The sequence below is a fragment of the Mesorhizobium sp. CNPSo 4688 genome, from assembly GCF_057784295.1.
In genome coordinates, this window is record NZ_JBWLUY010000009.1 from 91,409 (window position 1) to 112,147 (window position 20,739).

Below are 20,739 nucleotides of genomic sequence, written 5' to 3' on the forward strand. Positions count from 1 at the left end.
CCGGCGCGCCGCCACGCAACCTCAGACGAAATTTACAGGAAACTTCAGTCGTTTCAACGCGCAATGACAAATTATACCGTGCGTAAATGTAATCAATTGACGCGAAAATTGTCCCGCATCAAAGTCTCGACCGCAGCGAGCAAGCGAATATCCAGGAACCATGACGCAACAGATCGATCAGCTTCTTTCCCAGCTTCAGCCGCGGCTCGACGCCGCCGCTGTTGTCACCGGCAATGCGGTCGATCCGCGCTATGTAGACGATCTCTCCGGCAAGGACGGAAACCGGCCCGAACTGGTCTTGCGTCCGCGCAGCGCCGGCGAAGTCGCCGAGATCCTGCGAGTTTGCAGCGGCCTTGGCCAGAAGCTGGTCGTCCATGGCGGCCGCACCGGGCTGGCCGGCGCCGCGCGCGTGCAGCCGGGCGAAGCGGTTCTGTCGCTGGAGCGCATGACCGCGGTCGAGGCTCTCGATCGCCAGGCGGCAACCATCATCGCGGAAGCCGGCGTGCCGCTGCAAATGGTGCAGGAAGCCGCCGATGCGGCCGGCCTGATGTTCGGCGTCGATATCGGTGCGCGCGGCACCGCGACGGTCGGCGGCAACATCGCCACCAATGCCGGCGGCATCCGCGTGTTGCGCTACGGCATGTACCGCGCCCAGGTGCTGGGGCTGGAGGCGGTGCTTGCCGACGGCTCGATCCTGACCTCGCTGCGCGGTCTGGCCAAGGACAATTCGGGATACGATCTCAACCAGCTGTTCATTGGCAGCGAAGGCACGCTGGGCGTCGTCACCCGCGCCTGCCTGAGGCTGCATCCGAAGCCCGCCACGGAGGTCGCCGCCTTCTGCGCGCTTGCCTCGCTGGAGGCGGCTATCGCGCTGCTCGGGCTGCTGAAGCAGCGGCTCGGTCCCTTGCTCTCCGCCTATGAGGTGAATTTCTCGCCGCTCTACGGCGCCATGATTGCCGGCATGGACGCGCCGGCGCCGCTGCCTGCCGGCGCGCCCGTCTATGTTCTGGCCGAGATCCAGGGCAACCAGGCCGAGCTGGACGGCGAACGTTTTGCTTCGGTGCTGATGAAGGCCGTCGAAGACGGCATCGTCGACGATGTGGTCGTCTCGCAATCGCCGCGCGAATTCCGCGCGCTTTGGGACGTACGCGAGGAGGCCAACCGCTTCCTGTTTGCAATCGAGGGCCTGATCGGCGTCGACATCTCCATTCCGCTGTCGACGATGGCGGCTTTCCTGCGCGACGCCGAAGCGGCGATCCGCGCTAGGGACGCCAGCGCCGAGATCTACGTCTTCGGCCACCTCGGCGACTGCAATCTGCACTATCAGGTCGACACCAGGGAGCCAGCGGCCGCCTATGAGATCATCTATCGCGGCGTGGCCGCATGCGGCGGCGCCGTCTCGGCCGAACACGGCATCGGCCTCGACAAGAAGAAATGGCTGAGCCTGGTGCGCAGCGATGCCGAAATATCAGCCATGCGCCGCCTCAAGGCGGCGTTCGATCCCCACAACATTCTCAACCCCGGGCGGATTTTCGACATCGCTTGAATGCTACTAGCTCGCAGTTGGCGAAAGCAGCGCGTGGTAGTTGACCGTTCTCACCTGCTCGACGCCGTCCAGCGTCATGTTGCCGGCGACATAGACGATGATCGCCAGGCCGAGCCAGCCGATCCAGCGGTATCTGGCAAGCAGCGCCGCCACCAGCGTCGAGGCGACAGCCATCAGAACCACCGACAGGATGAGACCGAACACCAGCGCATTCATGTCATGGGCGGCCGCGCCCGCCACGGCCAGCACATTGTCCAGCGACATCGAGACATCGGCGACCACGATCTGCAGGATCGCCGTGCGCAGCGCCTTGGCCGGCCGCACAGCCGCAAGCGCTGTCGCGGCAGGGTCGGCGTCGGCATCGCTGTCTTCATCGCCGCGGGCGGAACGCAATTCCTGGAACATGTTCCAGCACACCCAGAACAAAAGCATGCCGCCAACCAGCATGATCCCCGGAATCTCCAGCAGCTGCACCGCGATCACGGCAAAGACGACGCGGATCACCGCGGCCGCGGCTATGCCGGCAACGATCGCCTTCTGGCGCAATGCTTTGGCCAGGCCTGCGGCCGCCATGCCGATCACCACGACATTGTCGCCCGAGAGCACGAGGTTGATGGTGATGACTTCCAGATAGGCGGCGACAGTCGTCTGGTCGAAACTCATAGAGCGGTCTCCCCGGAAGGCTCCGGCTGGTTGCGGCGGATCGGACCGATGTCTGCGCAAACGCCAAGACAGCTGATTTGAGTGCAGCCCGGCATCGAAACAAGACGCCAGGCGCAGCCAATCGTTCCTCATCCACGGAATTCATCGCCGGATCGATGCTTGCCGACAGAAATGGCTCCATGGAAAGGGAAGACAAAAGAGTTCTGCTTGACTATCAATATTGCCGACCAAAGGAGAGACGAGCATGGGCAAGACGGCATTGATTTTCTGGAGCGGCTGGGAAGGTCATACCCCGGCCCGCAGTGCCGCTGTCGTCAGCGAGATGCTGGCCGGCCACGGCTTCGACGTGCGGATCGAACAGGGCACCTCGGCTCTCGCCGATCCGCAGCTTTCGGCAATCGATTTGATCGTCCCTGTGGTCACAATGTCGACGATCGAGAAACCGGAGCTGCAGAACCTCGTCGCCGCCGTCAGCGGTGGAACCGGCCTTGCCGGCTTCCACGGCACCATGGGCGACAGTTTTCGCAACGAGCCGGCCTATCACTTCATGACCGGCGGCCAATGGGTCGCCCATCCCGGCGACATCATCGACTACCGCGTCGACATCACCAGCGATGATCCGATCGTGCGGGGCATCGACGGTTTCGCCTACCGTTCCGAGCAGTACTACATGCATGTCGACCCGAGCAACGAGGTGCTCGCCACGACGACGTTTGGCGGCGAGCATCTCGACTTCGTAGACGGCGTCGTCATGCCCGTGGTCTGGAAGCGCCGCTACGGCAAGGGCCGAGTCTTCTTCAGCGCGCTTGGCCACACGGCGGATGAGTTTTCCGTGCCGCAAATGCGCAGCATCTTCGAGCGCGGCGTGCTGTGGGCCAGCCGAGCGGCCTGATCCCGGGCCTGTCGTCAAGTCGGGCGGCGGTCTTTGTCCGGTAAGACAAAAAAGTCTTGGACGGCCCGCGGCTATTTTTCCCGCATTGCCCGGCGGAAGTTCTGCGTGATCGGCTCGGCGAGGTAAGAAAGTACGGTGCGAGCACCTGTCCGGATCATCGCCTCGCTCGACATGCCAGGCAGCAGCTTGCGGCCCTCCAGCTTGGCGAGTTCGCCCTTGTCGATCAACACGGTCGCGGCGAAGTACGGTGCCCCGCTGCGCTCGTCCACCATGCGGTCGGCCGACACGATCTCCACGACGCCGTCGAGTGGCGGCAGGTTGTAGCGTGCGAAGGCCGGGAAGCTGACGCGCGCGGGCTGTCCGGGGGCGATCGTCTCGACATCCTCTGGTTTGACCATGGCCTCGACCACGAGTTGTTGTCCGAGCGGCACGATTGTCATCAATGTCTCGCCGGGTTTCACGACACCGCCCGCCGTGTGGACCTTCAGATCCATGACGATGCCGTCAACCGGTGCGACGACATCGGTACGGGTAAGCACGTCCCTGGCGGCACGCTCCTGCTGTCCGAGGTCAAACAACTCCGCCTCGACCTTGGTCAACTCATCGACGGCCTCATTCAGCCGTACAGTCCCGAGATTCAAGATTTGCATGTCGATCTCGGCCATGGCGCTTCTGGCACGAGCGATTGCGGCGATGTTGGTCGCGCGCTCGCCCTCGAGTTCCTGCTGTTGTCGCCTGAGCAACAGGTTCCGCTCGCGGGTGGTCAGCCCCTTCTCGAGCAGGCTCTCGAGGTCTTTGGTTTCACCCTCGATCGCCTCGATCTGCTTGTCCTTGGTGACGATGAGCTGCTCCAGTCCCGTTATCTCTTCCTCGGTCTGGTGACGGCGCTGGCTGAGAATTTCCCGCTCGTCCTTCAAATTATGGTGCTTCGCCGCGAACACGTCACGCTGCGCGGCCACCGCGTCCTTTGCGGCCGTGGCGGGGTTTGCGAGCAACGCCGGATCAAACGCGATCTCGGCCTTGTCGTCACGCTCGGCCCTCAGACGCGCGGCCAGCGCCTCTCGCGTTGCTATCCGGTTCTGGATCAGGTCAAGCTGCGCCCTTGCCTGCGTGGTGTCGAGCCGGACCAGAACCTTGCCGGCCTTGACGATATCACCGTTGGCGGCGTTCAATTCCGCAATGATGCCGCCCTCGAGGTGCTGGATGAGCTTGCGGTCGCCGGCGACCTTCACAACGCCCGGCGCCACTGCGGCGCTGTCCAGAGGCGCCAGCGCCGCCCAACCCCCGGCGACGCCGAAGAACAGGAACATGATCGCGAACCCGGTGCACGTCACGCCCGTAAGACGTAGGGGTACAGGTTCCAGCAGGGAGGGTGGCGGGAGCGGTAACGGCACGACGTTCATATCGGTTCTCGTTTCATGCCTGGTTCGCTACTTCAGTCGTGCCCAATGCACGCGACGTACGCTTTGAAGAGGGAGGTGGATCGTTGCTGGCGCCGATCACGGCGGTGGAGATCTCTGGCGTCGGACTCGCCGGTATCTGGTTTACCTGACGGATGCGCGCGGCGAGCTCGTTGAAGACATAGTCACGCGAACCGTAGAGGTCTTGCTGGCCCCGGTTGAGAACCAATATCTTGTCGACCTTCTCTATCATGTTCGCCCGGTGCGCGATCAGGATAACGGTCGTGCCCGCCGCCTTGACCGTGCCGAGGGCTGCGATCAATGCGTCCTCACCCTCGCGGTCGAGGTTGGAATTGGGCTCGTCCAGGATAATGAGCGCCGGGTCGCCGTAGAGTGCCCGCGCTAATCCGATGCGTTGGCGCTGCCCGCCTGACAGCACCGCGCCAGATTCGCCGATCTCGGTGGCATAACCCTTCGGCAGTCCCTTGATCAGCTCGTGAACGCCCGCCAACTGCGCGGCCTTGACCACGTTGTTGAAGACCGCCGGGTTGAGTGTCGCGAAGCGGCAGATGTTTTCGGAGACGGTGCCGGCGAAGAGCTCGATGTCCTGCGGCAGGTAACCGACATGGTGACCCCGGTCCTCCGCCGCCCATTGGGCAACGTCCATGCCGTCCAGCAGCGCACGCCCCCCGGACGGACGCCAGGCGCCGGCCAGTATTCGCGCCAAGCTAGTCTTGCCGGCCCCGCTCGGGCCGATCAACGCCATTGCTTCACCCGGATTGAGCCGGAAGCTGATCCCTTTCAGGATAGGCTCGGCGCCCTGTCGGGCAAGCACCAGGTTCTCGGCCTCGAACCTGCCTTTCGGCCGTGGCAGTGGCAGAACCGGTGTGGCCTCCAAATGCTGTCCGGCGAGTGCGGTGAGACGCCGGTAAGCGGCACGCGCTCCCACCGTCCCCTTCCATGTGCCGATCGCTTGCTCGACCGGGGACAATGCGCGACCCATCAGGATCGAGGCGGAGATCATGATAGCGGGTGAAGCCTCGTTCCGAAGCACCAGATAGGCGCCAAGACCCAATATGGCCATCTGCAGGGCCATCCGATGACAACGCGCGATGGCCGCGATGACGCCGCCACGGTTGGCAGCAAGAACCTGTCCTTTGTTTGCATCGTCCTGCTGGGCTTTCCAGCCCTCCAGCAGCGGCTTCAACATGCCCATCGCCTGGACGACCTCGGCGTTGCGGATCGCCGCCTCGGCCTGCACATAGGCCCGCGACTGTGCGCTTGCGGACTCGGTCAACGGTTTGCGTGTGACGTATTCGTTGAGCAACGCCAACGCAAACAGGACGATTCCGCCGCACAGCGCCAACCAGCCCAGCCAGGGATGCATGAAGAATATGGCGACGAAAAACAGCGGTGCCCAGGGCGCGTCAAGGATCGGGAAGATGCTCGGGCTGGTGAAGAAATTCCGTACCTGATCCAGGTCGCGCAGCGGACGGGCGTTGGCCTGACCGGGCGCCGAGGCGGCATATTCCACCGATGCTGTCAGGAGAACTGGTCCCAACCGCGCGTTCATCCACGATCCGACTTTAGCCAGCAGGCGCCCGCGCACCACCTCCAGACCCGCCATTGCCGCGAGTGCCCCTGCCGCCATCAGCGACAGCATCACCAACGTCTCCAGGCTGTGGCTGGACAACACACGATGGTAGACCTGGAGCATATAAAGCGCCCCAGTCAGCATCAGCACGTTGATGCCACCACTAAACCAGATAAGCGGCCGGATGGCGCGTCTGGCCTCTTTCATCACCACCTGAAGGGCGGGGGGCTGTTGCCTGGTTTTCATCACTATTTCTCTGATGACATCTCGTGCAAGGGATTGCAGTGGGGCAGCCATGGCTGCCCGTGGGTCAAGTGTCAGATGACGGACGTGACCCGTCCCGAAGATTTCGGAGTTCGCTGCAGCGTAAGGTCGGAGTTGTACAGTGCAACGTGGTCAATACCATCACTATCGATCTGAATTCCGGCGCTCTTGTCGATGATGACGTTTTGAGCTGCTATGGTGAGTGCCATGGAGATTCTCCCCCTTTTTTACGCATCAAGAAAAGGGTTTCCCCTCCCCAGATGCCCCTTACCCGAGTGCCTCCGCTCGCGCGCTGACGCGCTGAACTGCGGCCTTTGATCTTCCATTGTGTCGCCGCCGAAGAGGACGCGTCCATTCCCGGTTCGATGGTATTGAGGCCAATGTCCGCACCTGATCGAACGATATATATCTTTCGATATCAGGCCGGCGCGGGCGTTGCGGCGGGTATCACGGCCGATGCCATCACGCGGTTTTCCGGCCCGTTGCCGGCCTCCTGTCAATGCCAGTTGAAAGTGCTGGTGTCAGAGAAGGCCGGTGCCTGGATGGTCGAGGCCTTTGCCACGCGCCACCCAGGCCAGTTCCGCCCGGACATGTATGATTTACTCCGACGCGAGCATTTACTACGGCGCTTCGCTGTCGGGTCAATATTCCCAGTTGTATTGGCGACAGCGACTCTATCGAAACGATATATATCGTTCGATATAGGCCATAATACTATCAGACGGAAAGTTGACTTGCCATCCTCAGGCTGCGCCAAATGGCTCCCTCGGCAGTTTGGGGTTTGTTAGCATTTCAAGTGATGGCGGGCGGGCAATCGTGGTTTTCTACGCTTCCGGAACTTGCGTACGTTAAGGCGTGCCCTGTTCCGGTTCTCGACATCCACCATTTCCGGCGCGGCCTGACCTAATTCCAACTCACCCTGGAACAGCTCAATCACAATTGGGAGGCAGGTTATGGCTACTATTACCGATACAAATCTCGTTCTCGACGAGCAAATCGGCGTACAGACCGACGATACCGATAATGATGTCCTTCTTAACCAGACGCTGAGCGACGCGCTCACCGCTCTCGGCGTGGTTGGAATCAGTCCTACCGACCCCACGACAGGTTTCCCGCAGGTGGCCGTCAACGACGCCCTCCTTGACACAACCGGAGCGACCGCCCTGGCGCTGTCGATCCCCGATGGGGACGGCACGCCGAGCGGCCTCTCTACCGTCGACGGTGTGGCAATCTTCCTCTACGAGGACGGCGGCATCATTTATGGGCGCGAGGCCGACGTGAATGGTGATGCTGACCCCGCGGGCGCCCTGGCGTTCGCGGTTGCGCTCGACGACAGCGACCTGTCCTCGGCGCAGATCTACCTCATTCAATACGAACCGCTGCAACACAACGTTCCTGGTGATCCTCCTGTCATTGACGACGACGACATCCTGTCTTTTGCCCAGGGCAAGATCACGCTGGATGTAACGACCACTGAAATCGTGACGACGTTTCAGACACTCGACTTCGCGTCGATCCCGTCAGGGAGCCCGCAGGAGACGCTCACGGTTGCGACAACAGATCCGACTGACAACCACAGCGCCAAGTTTGATGGAATCATCTTCCCGGGTTCAGTCATTGATCCGACGCTCATCAACAAGAACCCCGGAACCAATGATGATCTGAACCCCGACGCCATCGGCTTCGGTGTGAAGGGCGGCCAAGCCTCTCAGATGAATCAAAATGAGGGCTTCTTCGTTCAAGACGCGGCCTGGACCTCTGGTGATCCGGATGCGAACGAGATTGGCGGCATCAGGTTCGACATCCAGGCCGTAGGCGGCGTGAAGAGCGTCAACATCGAGTGGTGGACTGTCGATAATGGGACAGTAATTGAGCACGGGACCGACACAGTAAGCTTACCTTCTGGCAGCGCCGTCTTTGAGAATTACACCATCGAATCGGCGGATAGTGTCGATCAAATCTACGTTCGATTTAGCTACGACACGAAGCAAAGCACCTCCGGCGTACGCGTTGAGAACCTCGAAGTCGCGTTCCCATCATCGAGCGAGGTGACGGTCGTCAACCACGAGGACCTCGGGACGCACCTCGTGTTCGAGGACGCCGGGCCGACGTTCACCGGCATCACTGGTGATGCCACGCCGTTCCAGGTCGGATTGGCCGCCGGTCAACACGACGATGGAACGTTCACCCTTACTCCCGGAGCCGACGGCTCACACGTCACCATCACCGACTGGACCGATCTCGGTGGCACTGCCATCACGGAGAACCTCAACGCCGACGGAACCACGCTGACGTACCACGACGTGGCCACCGATACGGACCTCTACCAACTGAGCGTGACGGACTCAGGCTACACCTTCGACGTGCTCTTCACACCCCAGGGTGAGCAGTCCAACCTCGACTTCAATGCGGTCAAGTCGGGCGGTCCCCAGGAGACCTTGACGGTACCCACGGTGGACAACACCGGCAGCATCGTCTTCGACGGCCTGATCTTCAACGCTACGCCCGCGGCGGACGCGGCCGAGGCAGCCTTTGCGCCGTTCAACACTGCTCCACTGGGAGGCCCTACTGTAGCGGCTGACGACCTGAACCCCGATGCAGTTGGATTCGGGGTGAAAGGCGGTCAGGCTTCGCAGATCAATAACAACGAGGGCTTCACCTTCTCGACTGCGGACGGGTCTGACATCAACAATCTAACCTTTGCGGTCGCAGGAATTGGAAACATCAACGCCATCACGGTTGAATCGTGGCTTTACGACGATGCCGGTAATCTGATCGACCACAATATCGACAACGTTACTGGCCTGCGCTCGGGTAATCAGACCGTGACGATCAACGACGATGATGGTGGTCAAGCCTTCGACACGGCCTACGTTCAGTTCATCGTCCCCGGTGCCAACTCGGGTGTTCGCATTCTCGACTTCTCGACGAGCATCGAGGCTCCGGTTCCCGATCAGCCGTTCGCCTTCGAGCTGACAAACACCGACCTCGACGGGGATGCTGTTACGCAAACACTGAACATCCTCGCAAGCCAGGACTACATCGTTTAATGGCGTCCTCGTACCCTGCAAGCTCAACGCTTGGCGATCCGGTCCCCCTTTGGGGAGGCGATTATGTCGTTGACAAACCTAGGTCGGACTCTAGTGAAAAGCTTGCGGCCCCGCTTTGCGGAAACCGGAGAAATCGGCAACGGCCCGCCCTTCCAAAAGGCGGGCCGAAATCTGTGCGACGAGATCGAGTTTGCTAGATCAGCAACCAATCCGAAATGTGGGTTGGGAGGTGGCTCGCGTTCTCAATGCCGGCAAGGCCAGCATCAGGTAGGTCAACGGTTGCATGGGGCGCAAAATGCTCTGCCGGGCCGGTGGGATGATTGGGCGCAGCCGCTAAGAGCAGTTCATTGATATCGAACGATGCAGGTGGGGCATGGTCCTGAGCTTGGATCGGCAGATAATCGAGCGCTGGAAAGATTGCCGGTTTGCCGGACATGGTTATCCTCATGGCTGTTGGACGCCTCCCGCGCTGATTAATTTATCGGCATATTAGTGATCGCGCAACTAAGCTATCGCGCTACCCAGCCGTAGGGGAATGTTCACCCCTCTGGAAACTGGGCACGGCTCGTTGTTGGAGTCGTCGGAATCAATTGAATCGAATAATATTTGATTCGGCCTAACTCCTGACCGGCCGCAGGACCCGCCCTGATACCCGGCGGGGCGCATCCTGCGTTCCGGTTAACCGGGAACCATCCCGCGGAGGACACGAACATGGTTACATGTTCTTGGCCGAAGGCCGCACACGTCACCTTCTATGTGCGTGTACGTTTTGGACGACTTGAGTTCGTCCGAGAGCATTGCCGGAGTTTCCCGTCCTGCTAAGGCGGTAGCCAGAAGCGCCGACCACGATGCTTTTATCGAAGGTCTGCGCAAGGCTGGGCTGCCGGAATAGGCCTCACACAATTTGGATCATTAGACCAGGCCGGCGCAGGCGCTGCGGCGGGTATCACGGCGGATGCCATCACACGGCTTTCCGGCCCACTGCCGGTCTCGTCCATGCCAGTTTAAAGTGCTGCTGTCAGAGGAGGCCTGCTCCTGGATGGTCGAAGCCTTTGCCATGCGCCATCCAGGCGAGTTCCGCCCGATTGCCGAGGCGCAGCTTCTCGTAGACGTGATGCAGGTGCATCTTCACCGTGCCTTCGGATACGTGCAGCCGCTGCGCGATGGTCTTGTTGCGCAACCCGCGCGAGACGAGATCAGCGATTTCGGTCTCCCGCCCGGTCAGCCTGGACATCGGTTGCGGCTGCGATCGGGGCATCAGCAGTTGCTGGACGATCATGTTGTCGATCCATTTCTTGCCGCTCGCCACCGCGTTCACGCATTCGACGAGATAGTGGTGGCTGATGCCGTCCAGAAGCAGGCCGTCGACATCGAGTGCCTGTATTTCCTTGATATCCAGCCTGCCGGTAGGCTGCACGATAAAGATGATGCCGAGAGCGCCGTTGGCGGCCTTCAGCCGGGAGGAAAGTGCGGCCGTCTGCGGGTCCGCGATATCCAGGCCGACGATGACGATATCAGGCCGGTGGCGCTCCACCAAGGGGAGAACCTCAATCGTGAGGTGGCATTCTGCGACAACGCTGTGTCCCGCCTCACGCAAAACCCACTCAAGACCGGCGAGATAGACCCCCCGCGGGTCTGCTACAACCAGTGCAGACATGTGTACCCCGTCCGTAAAAAACGCAACGAACTTTGTTTAATATGTCAAGAAAACCAGAGCTTTGGGCAATTGTCAAGAATTTGCTAATATACTAATATAACCAAGGCTATAAAAGAAAGTCGTGGGCGTTCTCTGCGCGATCGATAGGCACCACCGAGACGCTCGTGATTGCGCAAGTAAGAGCAATCAGGCTCTGCGCAGCGCTTCGGTTTCGGCCAGATGGATGCCCATTTCGACAAAGGCGGTGAGCACCGAGAAACGATCCGCCACCGCAACCCGCGCCAGTCCGGCCAGAATGCCGGCATTGACGGCATGGGCAGCGGGCAGCGGCCGTAGCCTCGACCCGTTGGACTGATCCGCCGAGCCATTGATATGCCGTTGCACCGCCAGCGCGATCCAGCCGGCAGGGGTTTGCTGCCGCGCCATCGCCGCCTCGGCGACAGCCGCCCGGCGGCTTGCATTGCCGGGTTCGCCGACCCAGTCCTGGATCAGCGCCAGCGTTTCGAGATCCTGCTCCTCGAGCAGTTCGGTCAGATGATCAAGGCACTCATGGCCCCACCAGATCGCTGCCCGGTCGGGAAGGAGATAGGCGCAAAAGGTGATCGCTTCCTCGGGGATGCGCCCGGCCATCAGCCGGCGGCAGAACTCGAGCGAGGGCTGGTCGGTGGGAACTGCCGTCATATCCTGGGCGACAGCAGTGTTGGCGGCGAAGAGATCGCGTGCGGTCTGGAATCGAAGCCCGTTGACCATCGCTGCTGTTGTCCTCCCCCCAGGGCAGCTCTCACTCAACTCGCCTGCGAGGCGCGGGTCAAGCCTGTCGACCGCCACATGTCCATGACGTTGTTCACAGACAAACGCGCCGCGCTTTGGTATATTCCACAAACAGACCCTCCGATCCGAAAAAAGGCGAAGCCGGCTTTCGGAGAAGATTTGGGTCGAACGGAACATGGAGCCTGACCGTCTTGGTCCGACGGATCGGGCTTTGGTGACATCAGAAGCTCGGAGCAATTCCAGGAAGAAGCGGCTTTCCGTCCGGAATTGCGACGAAACAATGAGTCAGAGCAGGAGTAACCGTCATGCAGCGGGGCAGTTTAGTCTTAGTGTTGGCGGCCGTGCTTTTCTCCACGCACGCTTATGCCGACCCACTTCAGAAATCGGAAGACATCGTGAAGTTTTTTGCCGGCGCGATCGATCACGGCGCGGCGCGCGGGATTTGCGTCGGCACCGAGGATGAGTGCAAGAGCAAGACCGGCCAGAAAGATAAGCCGTCGGAGAAGGCCAGCCTCGATATGCTGATCAATTTCAGCCTGGATTCGTCCGAGCTCGACGCCAAGGCGCGCAGCGAACTCGACGAATTCGCCAAGGCGCTGAGGGACGATCGGCTGAGCAAGCTGTCCTTCGTCGTCGAAGGCTATACCGACGCGTCCGGCTCGGCGAACTACAATGAGGGCCTGTCGCAGCGCAGGGCGCAATCGGTGACGGCTTTCCTGGAATCCAACGGCATCGAGTCCACGCGTATCACGGCGGTCGGGCTGGGCGAGGCCAATCCGCGCAATCCCGACCCCTACGATCCCGTCAACCGCCGGGTCGAGATGCGGATCAAGGCGCAGTAGCTTCGCTGGCTGCGTCTTTCGGCCGTGACTAAACACAACGCCGCGCGTCCAGTGGACACGCGGCGTTTTTGTCGTTTGACGTGATCGATCAGTTCTTGAGCACGCCGCCGACCGCTACGCCGGTGCCGAAGATCAGCGCCTTGGTCAGGAAATCATTGTTGTCCTGCGGCGGCGGTCCTTCCTCGCGCACGACCTCGCGGTTGCGCCTTTTCTGCACGAACTGCTGTTGTCCGCGCGGCTTCTGGGCGTACTGCTTCTTGCGCGGTTTCTCCGCCACCGGCTTCAGCGTGCGGGCCTTTTGCACCACCTGTTTCTTCGGCTTGTTTACGCCGGCCTGGTCGGCCTCATGCTTGGCGCGCACGGCCTCCATCATCGGATCGGTCTGGATCTCCAGGAACGCCAGCTGCTCACGCGTCAGGAAAGTGGTCGGGGGCAGCCCGTTCTCCTCTTGCCAGTCGCCGATCGCTTGCCGGGTCTTGGCGCCGATGTTGCCGTCGACGCGGCCAAGCTCGTTGCCCAGCGCCTCGACGCGCAATTGCAGGTCGATGCGGCCCTGGCGATCGAGACCGATGGCGTTCTCTGTCTCCGCGGTGCCGAGCACCTTCTTCATGTCGTCCGAAATGCCGACCGAGGTGCGCACGGCAGATCCGGGGTTCGCTTCGGCAGCATCAAGCGCGGCTACTTCGCGTTCCTGGGCTTTCGGATCCTTCAGCGCGTCGATGTTCAGCCGCGCCACCGTGGCGAAGCGGCCGTTCGGGAACTGTTCGAGATAGGCTTCGTAAAACGGCGCGGTGTTGCGCTTCGAGGCCTCGTCCCACAGGCGCTGCTCGACTTCCCACGCGGGCGGTTCGCTGGCGACGGGGGCAGGGGCTGGCGCTGCCGTGGTGTTCGCAGCATCGGCGGCCGGCTTGGCCGCGGCTTCAGCTGCTGGTTTTCCAAGGAAGACCTCGCGGCCCAGCGATGCGTTGTGCCATGGCCGCTGGCGGCCTTGGGTGGTCTCGGCCACTTCGCCGCGCACCCGGGTCAGCGCACTCTGGATCTCGACGCCCGGTTCGGTCAGATGTCTGGCGAGCGCGGTGGAGTAGGGGCTGTCGACGCCGTTGCCGTCAAAGGCGATGGCGCCCGGGTCGGTGGCATAGGCAATCAGGATGCCGCCGGTTCCGACGCCTTCCGATTTCGGATCGATCGGCGCGAGACCCGTACCCAGGGCGGTGGAGCGGGTCTTCGGCATCGCAGCGGCCAGCGTCCGTGCCAGCGGATTGTCGCGGCAGGCATCGAGGATGATGACGCCGACCGCCGGGTCGGGCGGCAGTGCGGCCATGAAGTCGTCGATCTGGATGGTGCGGGTCTTGAGATAGGCCGGCGACGTCAACTCGGCGTCGACCGGGATCAAAAAGTTCTTGCCGTCGACCTGCATGCCGTGGCCGGCATAGAAAATCACGGCCAGGTCGGCGTCGTAGGACTGCTCGGTGAATTTGCTGATCAGGCTGTGCATGCCGGCATTGTCCTGGTCGACGCCCTCGATCACCTCGAAGCCGGCATTGCGCAGCGTCGATGCGATGAGGCGCGCATCATTGGCCGGATTGGGCAACTCGACGGCATGGACGTATTTGCTGTTGCCGATGACCAGCGCGACGCGTTTGGCGCCAGGCGCTCCGGCATCCGGCGCTGCAGCCTGGGCGGTGCCAAGCGCGGTCAGCATCAACAGAAAAAATCCGCTCAAAAGGACGGCAAACGCTTTCATGGATCAGCCCTCCGCCCCACGGGGCGCGCTATGGATGTCTGCGCATGCTAAATTTCACCAGCGACACAGTCGCTTCTACCAACATGGCTCTTGGGCGTATGTGATCCCAACCACAGTTTTGGTTCACGACGGACCCAAAAAAGCTTTCTAAATGCCCGCTAATATACCATTTGCCGGCCTCAAAACCAATCGGCCTGGCGAAAACCGGGGCGGCTGCGAACTGCGGCTAGCCCGGCTCAAGGCTGTTCTGAAGTGAACCCACCAACGCCGTGATGGCCTGCTTGTATTTTTCGAACTCCGGCGATGTCTGGCGGACTTCCGTCGTTGTTGTCTGGCCTGCATCGGTCGTCGCGGGCGTGGGCAATTTGCGGCCCATTTTCCGCTCCGCCCAGTCGACGACGTAGCTGGCGGTCTTGCCGGTGAGGAAAGGATTGGCCTGGATGACGGCCGAGCCGAGCACCGCGCTCAGTTGCGCCGATCCCGGCGACGCCAGCACCTGATGCGCACCCTCCATGCCGAGGAAGTGGCAGAGATAGAGCCGGCCGGCGGTGATCTGGTGGCCGCGCGCCTTGAGATAGGCCTCGCCCTCGCGCGCCAGATTGCGCACCATCTCGCGCGAGATGGTGGCGTCGTAGCGCAGCGCGAGCAGGTCGGCGGTCGACAGCGAGCGCGCCAGTTCGGGACGGTAGGTGTTCATCATCCGGATCCAGGTCTTGGATATGAACTGGCCGGCGCCGGTTGCCGAAGACAGCGGGTTCTTCGCCCGCGCGCTGCCGCCCGATTCGACATGAACGATACGGTCGGTCAGCGTTTCGACGGCGGGATCGCTGGACGTCGCGGCGATCGCGGCGGTCGCGGTGCCCAGCGGATCGATCGCCTCGCCGCCCTGATAGAGTTCGAAATGCAGATGCGGCCCTGTCGACAGGCCGGTGGTGCCGATATAGCCGATGATGTCCCCGGCCTTCACCTTGGTGCCGACACCGCTAGCGATGGCGAATTTCGACATATGCGCATAACGCGTCTCGCGGCCGCCGGCATGCGCAATCTTGACCACATTGCCGTAACCGCCGCCGTCGCCCTGGAAGATGATCTCGCCATCGAAGGCGGCGGCGATCGGCGTGCCGACAGGTGCCGCCCAGTCGACACCCTTGTGGATGCGGACCACGCCCAGGATCGGATGCTTGCGCGGCCCGAAGGTCGACGTCATGACGCCGCTGACCGGCGTCACCATGCCGTTGGCCACTGTCAGCGAGCGCACCTGGTCGTCGCCCGAGACGCAGGAAAACTGGCCATCACTCTGTTGGAAGACGAAACAGTCGAGGTTCTTTTGCGCGCCCTGCACGCCGACATAGAGCACCCGTCCGTCGGTCTCGTTCTTGCCGCGCGGCGTCTGCGAATAGATCAGCACAAGGCGCTGGTCCTCGCTGGCAAAAGCGTCCAGATCCTGTCCGCGCGACAGGTACATAATGGCTTCGCCGATGATGCCGCTCGGCACATTGTTGCGCGCCGCCGTCGAATAGATCGCATCGAGCAGGCGGTATTGCCGTTTCTGCGTGCCTTCGGTCTCGGCGCCCGAATAGTTGAACAGATCCTCGCGCACCCAGGGGTCGACACCCGACACGAAGGCGCCGGCCGCGTTGCGTGTCAGCGTGCCGACAAAGACATTCTTGGCGTAGATCGAGACCTGCATCAGCGACATCGTCGTGGTCTCGCGCGTCGGCCTGAAGCCGCGCATCGCCACGACATAGCCAGGCTGCAGGCCGTCCTTGTCGAACAGCGCCTTCAGCGCTTCGCCTGCAAGCTTTGCGTCCTCGGCGGAAAAATGCGCATCGAGTGCTACGCTGTCCAGGCTGCGGTCGTTGAGGATTTTCACGAACGTGTCCTCGGTCGCCTCGAAGCGCTGGTATTCCGAGGTGACGGTGGCAACGCTGGTGTTGTTTTCGACCGCTGTTTTCTGGAAGGCAGGCAGTGCCGCTTCGCCTTCATCGATGGTCTCGCCCCAACCGGCTTCGGGATCATCAGCTGCCGCCGAGGCACCCGGAGCGGCCTGCGGATCAGGAGCCGGGCCGGGAGCCGCCGGAACCTCGTCCGCGCCGGGCGCGGGCTGAAGATCGTTCTGCAAATCATTCTGCGGATCGCTGGGTTCGGGCGGCGCAACCGCGGTCTTCCGCTGCGCCTGGAAAAAGGCGAAATCCTCCTGCGTCGACGGGATCGTCGTCATGAATTTTTCGCTGGCGCTGAGCATCACGTCGGACAGGACTTCGATCTCAGGAGAGATGCCGGCCTGGTCGAGCTCCGCCGGGCGCGGCATCGCGCGACCCTTGGTTGCAGCGCCGGCCTCGGGCGCCAGCGTGATCCACATCGGGTCGCCGGCGAGATCTATGATGGCGGGCACATAGACCGACGCGTCGGCCGGCACGTCGTCCGAGCCTTCGACGGCATGCAACTCCTCGTCCTCGTCGCCAAACGACCAGTAGTCGGCGGTGAGGTAGAAGCCTGTGGCGATCGCGGCAAGGACGACGACCCCTAGACCAACCGCCAGCCCGAGCCAGATCCTGCGTCTGCGCAGTGCGGCGCGCGCCTGCTTCTTTGCCTTGAAGCTGGTGTCGATGCTGTGGGTCACGGCGCGCTTCCGGTCAGGAAGAAGGTCCAGCGCACCTGTTCCTGCGTGTCGACTTCGAGAAACTTCGCGGCGATATGGCCGCGTTGCCAGCATTCAGTGATGCCGCGGATCGAGAACCGCCGCCGCTCGATGCACATGTCAGTGGAGCCGGCCAAGATGGCGTGGCCGAAGACATCCGTGGCGTAGATGTAGATGTAGCGGTTGGTCAGCTCCTCGCGGATGACGTTGACGCACTGATTGGCGCCGATGGTCCACCAGCCATCGGTCTGGTCGGCGTCGTCGACCTTCTGGCCGACGGCGAGATTGACGACGTCGAGGGTCTGGTTGCAGACGGTGAATTCGGCGCGCGCCTGCCCAGTGGAAAGAAGTGCCAGCAAGAGCGTCGCAAACGCGATCGCGGCGAGTTTTGCGCGGGCATTCAGGGCAATGGGATCACGGCGACGGCGTTCCATCGGCGTCCGTGCTACCCGCCGAGGCGGAAATATTTGGCGGTCGCCGAAAATGCCGAGGTCCTGGCGCCGATCTCGTCGAGGATCCTGGGCAGCAGCACCGAGGCCGGCGTCGGCGTCGTGAAGTCCGCCGCCTTGATCTCGTCCGGACCGGTGATCACCATGATGATCTGCGGCAGCGCCTTGCCTACCGCCTTGTCGGCGGCGCCGAGCCCGATCGGGATCGAGAAGGTCGCCTTGTCGGCTTGTGCGACAACACGGTCGTCGAGGTTGAAGGCGATGCCCCTGTGGTCGATCAGGATCACGCTGGACACCAGCCCGCCGCGCGTCACCAGCGTGCCGTCGATCGCCGAACCGTCCGGCACTGAAGTCTGGTCGAGCACCAGCTGCGGTCTGTCGGCCGTGCTTGCCCCCATGAAACGCAGGAAACCGGTGATCCCGCATTGCGTGGGCTGGATGAGGCGGACGCTGATGTCCGGCTCGACATGGAACTTCGCCTGGAACTCCCCGAGCAACTGTTCGAAAGGCGGCACCGACGTGCCGAAGCCTTCAATCGCGACGCCCTTGTTGGTGACCGATGTCACCGTCGCGTAGAAACAGTCACCACCATTGAACGCGCTTACCCAGGTGACCCGCTCCGCGGCCGGATCGGCCGGCGGCGGCACCTCTGGTTTGGGCACATTCATGGCAATGTCGGGCTCTGCCGGCCTGTCGGCCTGCTCACCGCTGGCGATATCGGGCTTGCTTGGCTTGGGCTCTGCGGTCGGTTCAGGCGCCTGCGTGTCGGGCTTGGGCGCCTGTGCGGTCGGTTCAGGCGCCTGCACCTCGGGGGCTTGAGCGGTGGGTCCCGGCGTCGGAGCCACGGGTTTGGGTGCCTCGGCCGTTGGTTCAGGTGTTTGCGTGATCGGCTCTGTTGCCTTGGTCTCTGCCGACGGGCTGACAGGCTCGGGTTTCTCTGCGACATCGGGCTGCGTCGGGTTGGAAGGCGGTTGCAACGAGACCGTCTTGTCGGTTGGTTCGGCTGGCTGCGGGACTGTAGTGTTCGGCGCGACCGGCGGCGTCGGCTGCGGCGCGACCGGCGCTTTGGCCTGATCTTCAGCCGGAGTCTCTGCCGGTTGCGGCTTTGGCTCTTCCACCGGCGCAGTGTCCGGCGGGGGCTTGTCCGCGACGATCGGCTTAGTCAGATCGGGCTGGAGCGGCGGTGTCTTGCCGGTATCGATGGCGCGAGGCCGGTCTCCGAAACCCAGGATGCCCGATGCATAGAGTCCTCCCAGCGATGCCACGACAACAGCCGCCAGCGCCGCGATCGTCAGGCTTCGGCCTTTCGTAGCAGGCTTCGTCGGTGTGCTTGCTCGCCTGGGAATTTCAGCTGCCGGCTTCGGTTGCGACAGAAGCGCTGGGCGCACGTGTGGCACGAAGGATGGCTCTGCCGTGCCGCTTGCGGGGACCGCACTGGGGCCCTGCGAACCCTCGACCTTCGAAACCGGACCGGCGGTCTGCCCGGTTCGCGGCAGACCCGGCCGCGGCGCAAGCGAAGCCGGCGGCAAGGTGGCGTCATCATCGTCGCGGGTCATCCTTGCGATTTCGGCCATGCTGGCCGGCCGTTGTTGCGGATCGGGCTGCAGCATCGCTTCGACGATGTCCCTGAAATCGGCATCGATCCCGGAGAGATCAGGCACGCTCCGCCGCTTTTCGACGGTCTCGTATTGCGAGCCGCCCATGTCGATCGGCTTGCCAAGCAGCGCCGCCGCCAGCACCAGCCCCAGGCTGTAGATGTCGGACTGTTCGCTGACCTCGCCGCCATAGAGCCCGAGCTGCTCTGGGGAGACATAATTGTATTTTCCGGCGAACTTGCCGCCGATCAGCGTCTCGCCGCCGACCGTCGCCGATCGCGCAATACCGAAATCGATGATCTTGGCGCGATCGACCCGTCCGCCCGGCAGGATGATGTTGTCGGGCGAAAGATCGCGGTGGATGGCGCCGGCCTGGTGCACGGCGCTTAAGCCCGATGCCAGCCGGTGGCACAGCTTGCGCACATCCTGCGTCGCCATCGCGCCGCCGCGCATGACGTCGTAAAGCGACTGGCCGTCGACGAATTCCATCGCCAGATAGGGCCGCCCTATACCGGGATCGATGGTGAAGACGTGATAGCGCACGACAGCGTCATGCGACAAATGGTTGAGGATCGAGGCTTCCTTGCGAAACAGCGACAGGATCGTCTGGTCGCGGGCGAATTCCGGCAGCACGATCTTGATCGCGACATGATCGCCGGTCTGGATGTTGTGGCCGCGATAGACCTCGCCCATGCCACCCGAGGCGATGCGTTCGTCGAGCTCGTAGATGCCGCTGAGCTGAGTGCCGACGCTGGTATCCGCCATATTGGGCAACAGCCGCGTCTTGTCGTCGGAGCTCATCGGTCGTGGCCTCCTGCTCGGGACAGGCCATTGCCTTTGTCTCTGATCTTGACCAGAACGATGGTGACGTTGTCGGTGCCGCCGCGCTCAAGCACCATTGCGAGCAGCTTTTCGCAGGCAGCCGGCGGCGCTGCCGAGAGCACTGCTGCCGCAATCTCCGCATCGCTAACATGCGCCGTCAGCCCGTCAGTGCTCAGGATGAAAATGTCGCCCGCCAGCGTCTCGCCTTGCTGGAAGTCGATGGCGATGTCGTCGTTGACGCCGATGGCGCGCGTGATGACGTTTCGGCGCGGCCAGTTCTCCGCCTCGGCGGCGCTGATCGCGCCGCTGTCGAGAAGCTCCTGAACCTCGGTGTGGTCGCGCGAAATCTGCGAGATCGCGCCGTCGCGCACGAGATAGACGCGGCTGTCGCCGGACCACAGGCAGGCGAACCTGCCGTCCATGGCCAGAAGTGCTGCAACGGTGGAGCCTATGGTCACGCCGCGCGAGCGCGAGATACGCCGGATCTCGGCATGGGCTCGGTTCAGCCGGTCCTCGAAGCGCGCGCGCAGATCCGGCGCCGAGCTGGCGATGCCGATCGTTGCCAGATGCTCGACAATGCTCGCCGAGGCGACCTCTCCGGCTTCATGCCCGCCCATGCCGTCGGCCACGACCCACAGGCCGATCTGCGGCTCAACCAGATAGCTGTCTTCATTGTGGTCGCGCACGCAGCCCTTGTGGCTAACGCCGTAGCTCTCAAAGGCGGCACCGCTCACTTGCCTACCCTCCGCAACGCCTTGGCTGACGTGCCTGGCCAGTCTGCCACAGCCCCATGCATTAGAGTATCGAAA

At 62.5% G+C, this 20,739-nt stretch carries 16 protein-coding genes; 4 read left to right on the top strand and 12 right to left on the bottom strand.

Annotated elements, in window-relative coordinates; all coding sequences use genetic code 11:
- Positions 1-160 precede the first annotated feature (160 nt).
- Positions 161-1,546, top strand: a complete 1,386-nt coding sequence (locus tag AC04SH_RS18470; RefSeq protein ID WP_488576109.1) for an FAD-binding oxidoreductase — start codon at positions 161-163, stop codon at positions 1,544-1,546.
- A 6-nt stretch (positions 1,547-1,552) separates the two neighbouring features.
- Here AC04SH_RS18470 and AC04SH_RS18475 read toward each other — a convergent pair whose 3' ends face one another.
- On the bottom strand, positions 1,553-2,209 hold the full coding sequence (locus AC04SH_RS18475) for a YjbE family putative metal transport protein (RefSeq protein ID WP_488576110.1): 657 nt from the start codon (positions 2,207-2,209) through the stop codon (positions 1,553-1,555).
- Positions 2,210-2,453: 244 nt separating this feature from the next.
- On the opposite strand from AC04SH_RS18475, the gene AC04SH_RS18480 reads away from it, so the two are divergent.
- Positions 2,454-3,101 carry a ThuA domain-containing protein gene (locus tag AC04SH_RS18480; protein ID WP_488576111.1) on the top strand — a complete coding sequence of 216 codons (648 nt, stop codon included), beginning with the start codon at positions 2,454-2,456 and terminating at the stop codon, positions 3,099-3,101.
- Between the two features lie 71 nt (positions 3,102-3,172).
- Here the strand turns inward: AC04SH_RS18480 and AC04SH_RS18485 are convergent, their stop codons facing one another.
- The 3 genes from AC04SH_RS18485 to AC04SH_RS18495 all read right to left on the bottom strand — a co-directional run bounded on the left by AC04SH_RS18485 (position 3,173) and on the right by AC04SH_RS18495 (position 6,568).
- A complete protein-coding gene (locus AC04SH_RS18485) occupies positions 3,173-4,504 on the bottom strand; it encodes an HlyD family type I secretion periplasmic adaptor subunit (protein WP_488576112.1) in 1,332 nt (443 codons plus the stop codon).
- A 13-nt stretch (positions 4,505-4,517) separates the two neighbouring features.
- Positions 4,518-6,341: a type I secretion system permease/ATPase gene (locus tag AC04SH_RS18490; RefSeq protein ID WP_488576113.1), complete on the bottom strand. Its 1,824-nt coding sequence runs from the start codon at positions 6,339-6,341 to the stop codon at positions 4,518-4,520.
- 71 nt (positions 6,342-6,412) lie between these two features.
- On the bottom strand, positions 6,413-6,568 hold the full coding sequence (locus AC04SH_RS18495) for a hypothetical protein (protein WP_488576114.1): 156 nt from the start codon (positions 6,566-6,568) through the stop codon (positions 6,413-6,415).
- Positions 6,569-7,312: 744 nt separating this feature from the next.
- Between AC04SH_RS18495 and AC04SH_RS18500 the strand changes: the two genes are divergently transcribed.
- Positions 7,313-9,409 (top strand): DUF5801 repeats-in-toxin domain-containing protein, encoded by a 2,097-nt coding sequence (locus tag AC04SH_RS18500; protein ID WP_488576115.1) that lies wholly within the window; start codon positions 7,313-7,315, stop codon positions 9,407-9,409.
- Between the two features lie 193 nt (positions 9,410-9,602).
- Here AC04SH_RS18500 and AC04SH_RS18505 read toward each other — a convergent pair whose 3' ends face one another.
- The 3 genes from AC04SH_RS18505 to AC04SH_RS18515 all read right to left on the bottom strand — a co-directional run bounded on the left by AC04SH_RS18505 (position 9,603) and on the right by AC04SH_RS18515 (position 11,816).
- The gene (locus AC04SH_RS18505; protein WP_352589109.1) at positions 9,603-9,845 is read right to left on the bottom strand and encodes a hypothetical protein; all 243 of its coding nucleotides are present in this window, start codon (positions 9,843-9,845) and stop codon (positions 9,603-9,605) included.
- A gap of 582 nt (positions 9,846-10,427) precedes the next feature.
- The gene (locus tag AC04SH_RS18510) at positions 10,428-11,066 is read right to left on the bottom strand and encodes a response regulator transcription factor (RefSeq protein WP_488576116.1); all 639 of its coding nucleotides are present in this window, start codon (positions 11,064-11,066) and stop codon (positions 10,428-10,430) included.
- Between the two features lie 186 nt (positions 11,067-11,252).
- Complete coding sequence (locus AC04SH_RS18515; protein WP_488576117.1) at positions 11,253-11,816, bottom strand: DUF6931 family protein; 564 nt, start codon at positions 11,814-11,816, stop codon at positions 11,253-11,255.
- 326 nt (positions 11,817-12,142) lie between these two features.
- On the opposite strand from AC04SH_RS18515, the gene AC04SH_RS18520 reads away from it, so the two are divergent.
- Positions 12,143-12,679 (top strand): OmpA family protein, encoded by a 537-nt coding sequence (locus AC04SH_RS18520; RefSeq protein WP_488576118.1) that lies wholly within the window; start codon positions 12,143-12,145, stop codon positions 12,677-12,679.
- A gap of 88 nt (positions 12,680-12,767) precedes the next feature.
- Here the strand turns inward: AC04SH_RS18520 and AC04SH_RS18525 are convergent, their stop codons facing one another.
- From AC04SH_RS18525 to AC04SH_RS18545, 5 genes are all read right to left on the bottom strand, one after another.
- Positions 12,768-14,423 (bottom strand): caspase family protein, encoded by a 1,656-nt coding sequence (locus AC04SH_RS18525; protein WP_488576119.1) that lies wholly within the window; start codon positions 14,421-14,423, stop codon positions 12,768-12,770.
- Positions 14,424-14,649: 226 nt separating this feature from the next.
- Entirely contained in the window at positions 14,650-17,046 is a 2,397-nt protein-coding gene (locus tag AC04SH_RS18530; protein ID WP_488576120.1) for a M23 family metallopeptidase, read from the bottom strand.
- Positions 17,043-17,498 (bottom strand): DUF1036 domain-containing protein, encoded by a 456-nt coding sequence (locus AC04SH_RS18535; RefSeq protein WP_488576121.1) that lies wholly within the window; start codon positions 17,496-17,498, stop codon positions 17,043-17,045. The genes AC04SH_RS18530 and AC04SH_RS18535 overlap by 4 nt, the downstream gene beginning before the upstream one ends.
- An 11-nt stretch (positions 17,499-17,509) precedes the next feature.
- A complete protein-coding gene (locus AC04SH_RS18540) occupies positions 17,510-19,909 on the bottom strand; it encodes a serine/threonine-protein kinase (RefSeq protein WP_488576122.1) in 2,400 nt (799 codons plus the stop codon).
- Complete coding sequence (locus AC04SH_RS18545; protein ID WP_488576123.1) at positions 19,906-20,664, bottom strand: PP2C family protein-serine/threonine phosphatase; 759 nt, start codon at positions 20,662-20,664, stop codon at positions 19,906-19,908. The genes AC04SH_RS18540 and AC04SH_RS18545 overlap by 4 nt, the downstream gene beginning before the upstream one ends.
- Positions 20,665-20,739: the final 75 nt, after the last annotated feature.

What these genes read in the sequence shown, in the direction of transcription:
- AC04SH_RS18470 (WP_488576109.1), top strand. Translation starts at nt 161, where the DNA reads ATGACGCAACAGATCGATCAGCTTCTTTCCCAGCTTCAGCCGCGGCTC.
- AC04SH_RS18475 (WP_488576110.1), bottom strand. Translation starts at nt 2,209, where the DNA reads ATGAGTTTCGACCAGACGACTGTCGCCGCCTATCTGGAAGTCATCACC.
- AC04SH_RS18480 (WP_488576111.1), top strand. Translation starts at nt 2,454, where the DNA reads ATGGGCAAGACGGCATTGATTTTCTGGAGCGGCTGGGAAGGTCATACC.
- AC04SH_RS18485 (WP_488576112.1), bottom strand. Translation starts at nt 4,504, where the DNA reads ATGAACGTCGTGCCGTTACCGCTCCCGCCACCCTCCCTGCTGGAACCT.
- AC04SH_RS18490 (WP_488576113.1), bottom strand. Translation starts at nt 6,341, where the DNA reads ATGAAAACCAGGCAACAGCCCCCCGCCCTTCAGGTGGTGATGAAAGAG.
- AC04SH_RS18495 (WP_488576114.1), bottom strand. Translation starts at nt 6,568, where the DNA reads ATGGCACTCACCATAGCAGCTCAAAACGTCATCATCGACAAGAGCGCC.
- AC04SH_RS18500 (WP_488576115.1), top strand. Translation starts at nt 7,313, where the DNA reads ATGGCTACTATTACCGATACAAATCTCGTTCTCGACGAGCAAATCGGC.
- AC04SH_RS18505 (WP_352589109.1), bottom strand. Translation starts at nt 9,845, where the DNA reads ATGTCCGGCAAACCGGCAATCTTTCCAGCGCTCGATTATCTGCCGATC.
- AC04SH_RS18510 (WP_488576116.1), bottom strand. Translation starts at nt 11,066, where the DNA reads ATGTCTGCACTGGTTGTAGCAGACCCGCGGGGGGTCTATCTCGCCGGT.
- AC04SH_RS18515 (WP_488576117.1), bottom strand. Translation starts at nt 11,816, where the DNA reads ATGGTCAACGGGCTTCGATTCCAGACCGCACGCGATCTCTTCGCCGCC.
- AC04SH_RS18520 (WP_488576118.1), top strand. Translation starts at nt 12,143, where the DNA reads ATGCAGCGGGGCAGTTTAGTCTTAGTGTTGGCGGCCGTGCTTTTCTCC.
- AC04SH_RS18525 (WP_488576119.1), bottom strand. Translation starts at nt 14,423, where the DNA reads ATGAAAGCGTTTGCCGTCCTTTTGAGCGGATTTTTTCTGTTGATGCTG.
- AC04SH_RS18535 (WP_488576121.1), bottom strand. Translation starts at nt 17,498, where the DNA reads ATGGAACGCCGTCGCCGTGATCCCATTGCCCTGAATGCCCGCGCAAAA.
- AC04SH_RS18540 (WP_488576122.1), bottom strand. Translation starts at nt 19,909, where the DNA reads ATGAGCTCCGACGACAAGACGCGGCTGTTGCCCAATATGGCGGATACC.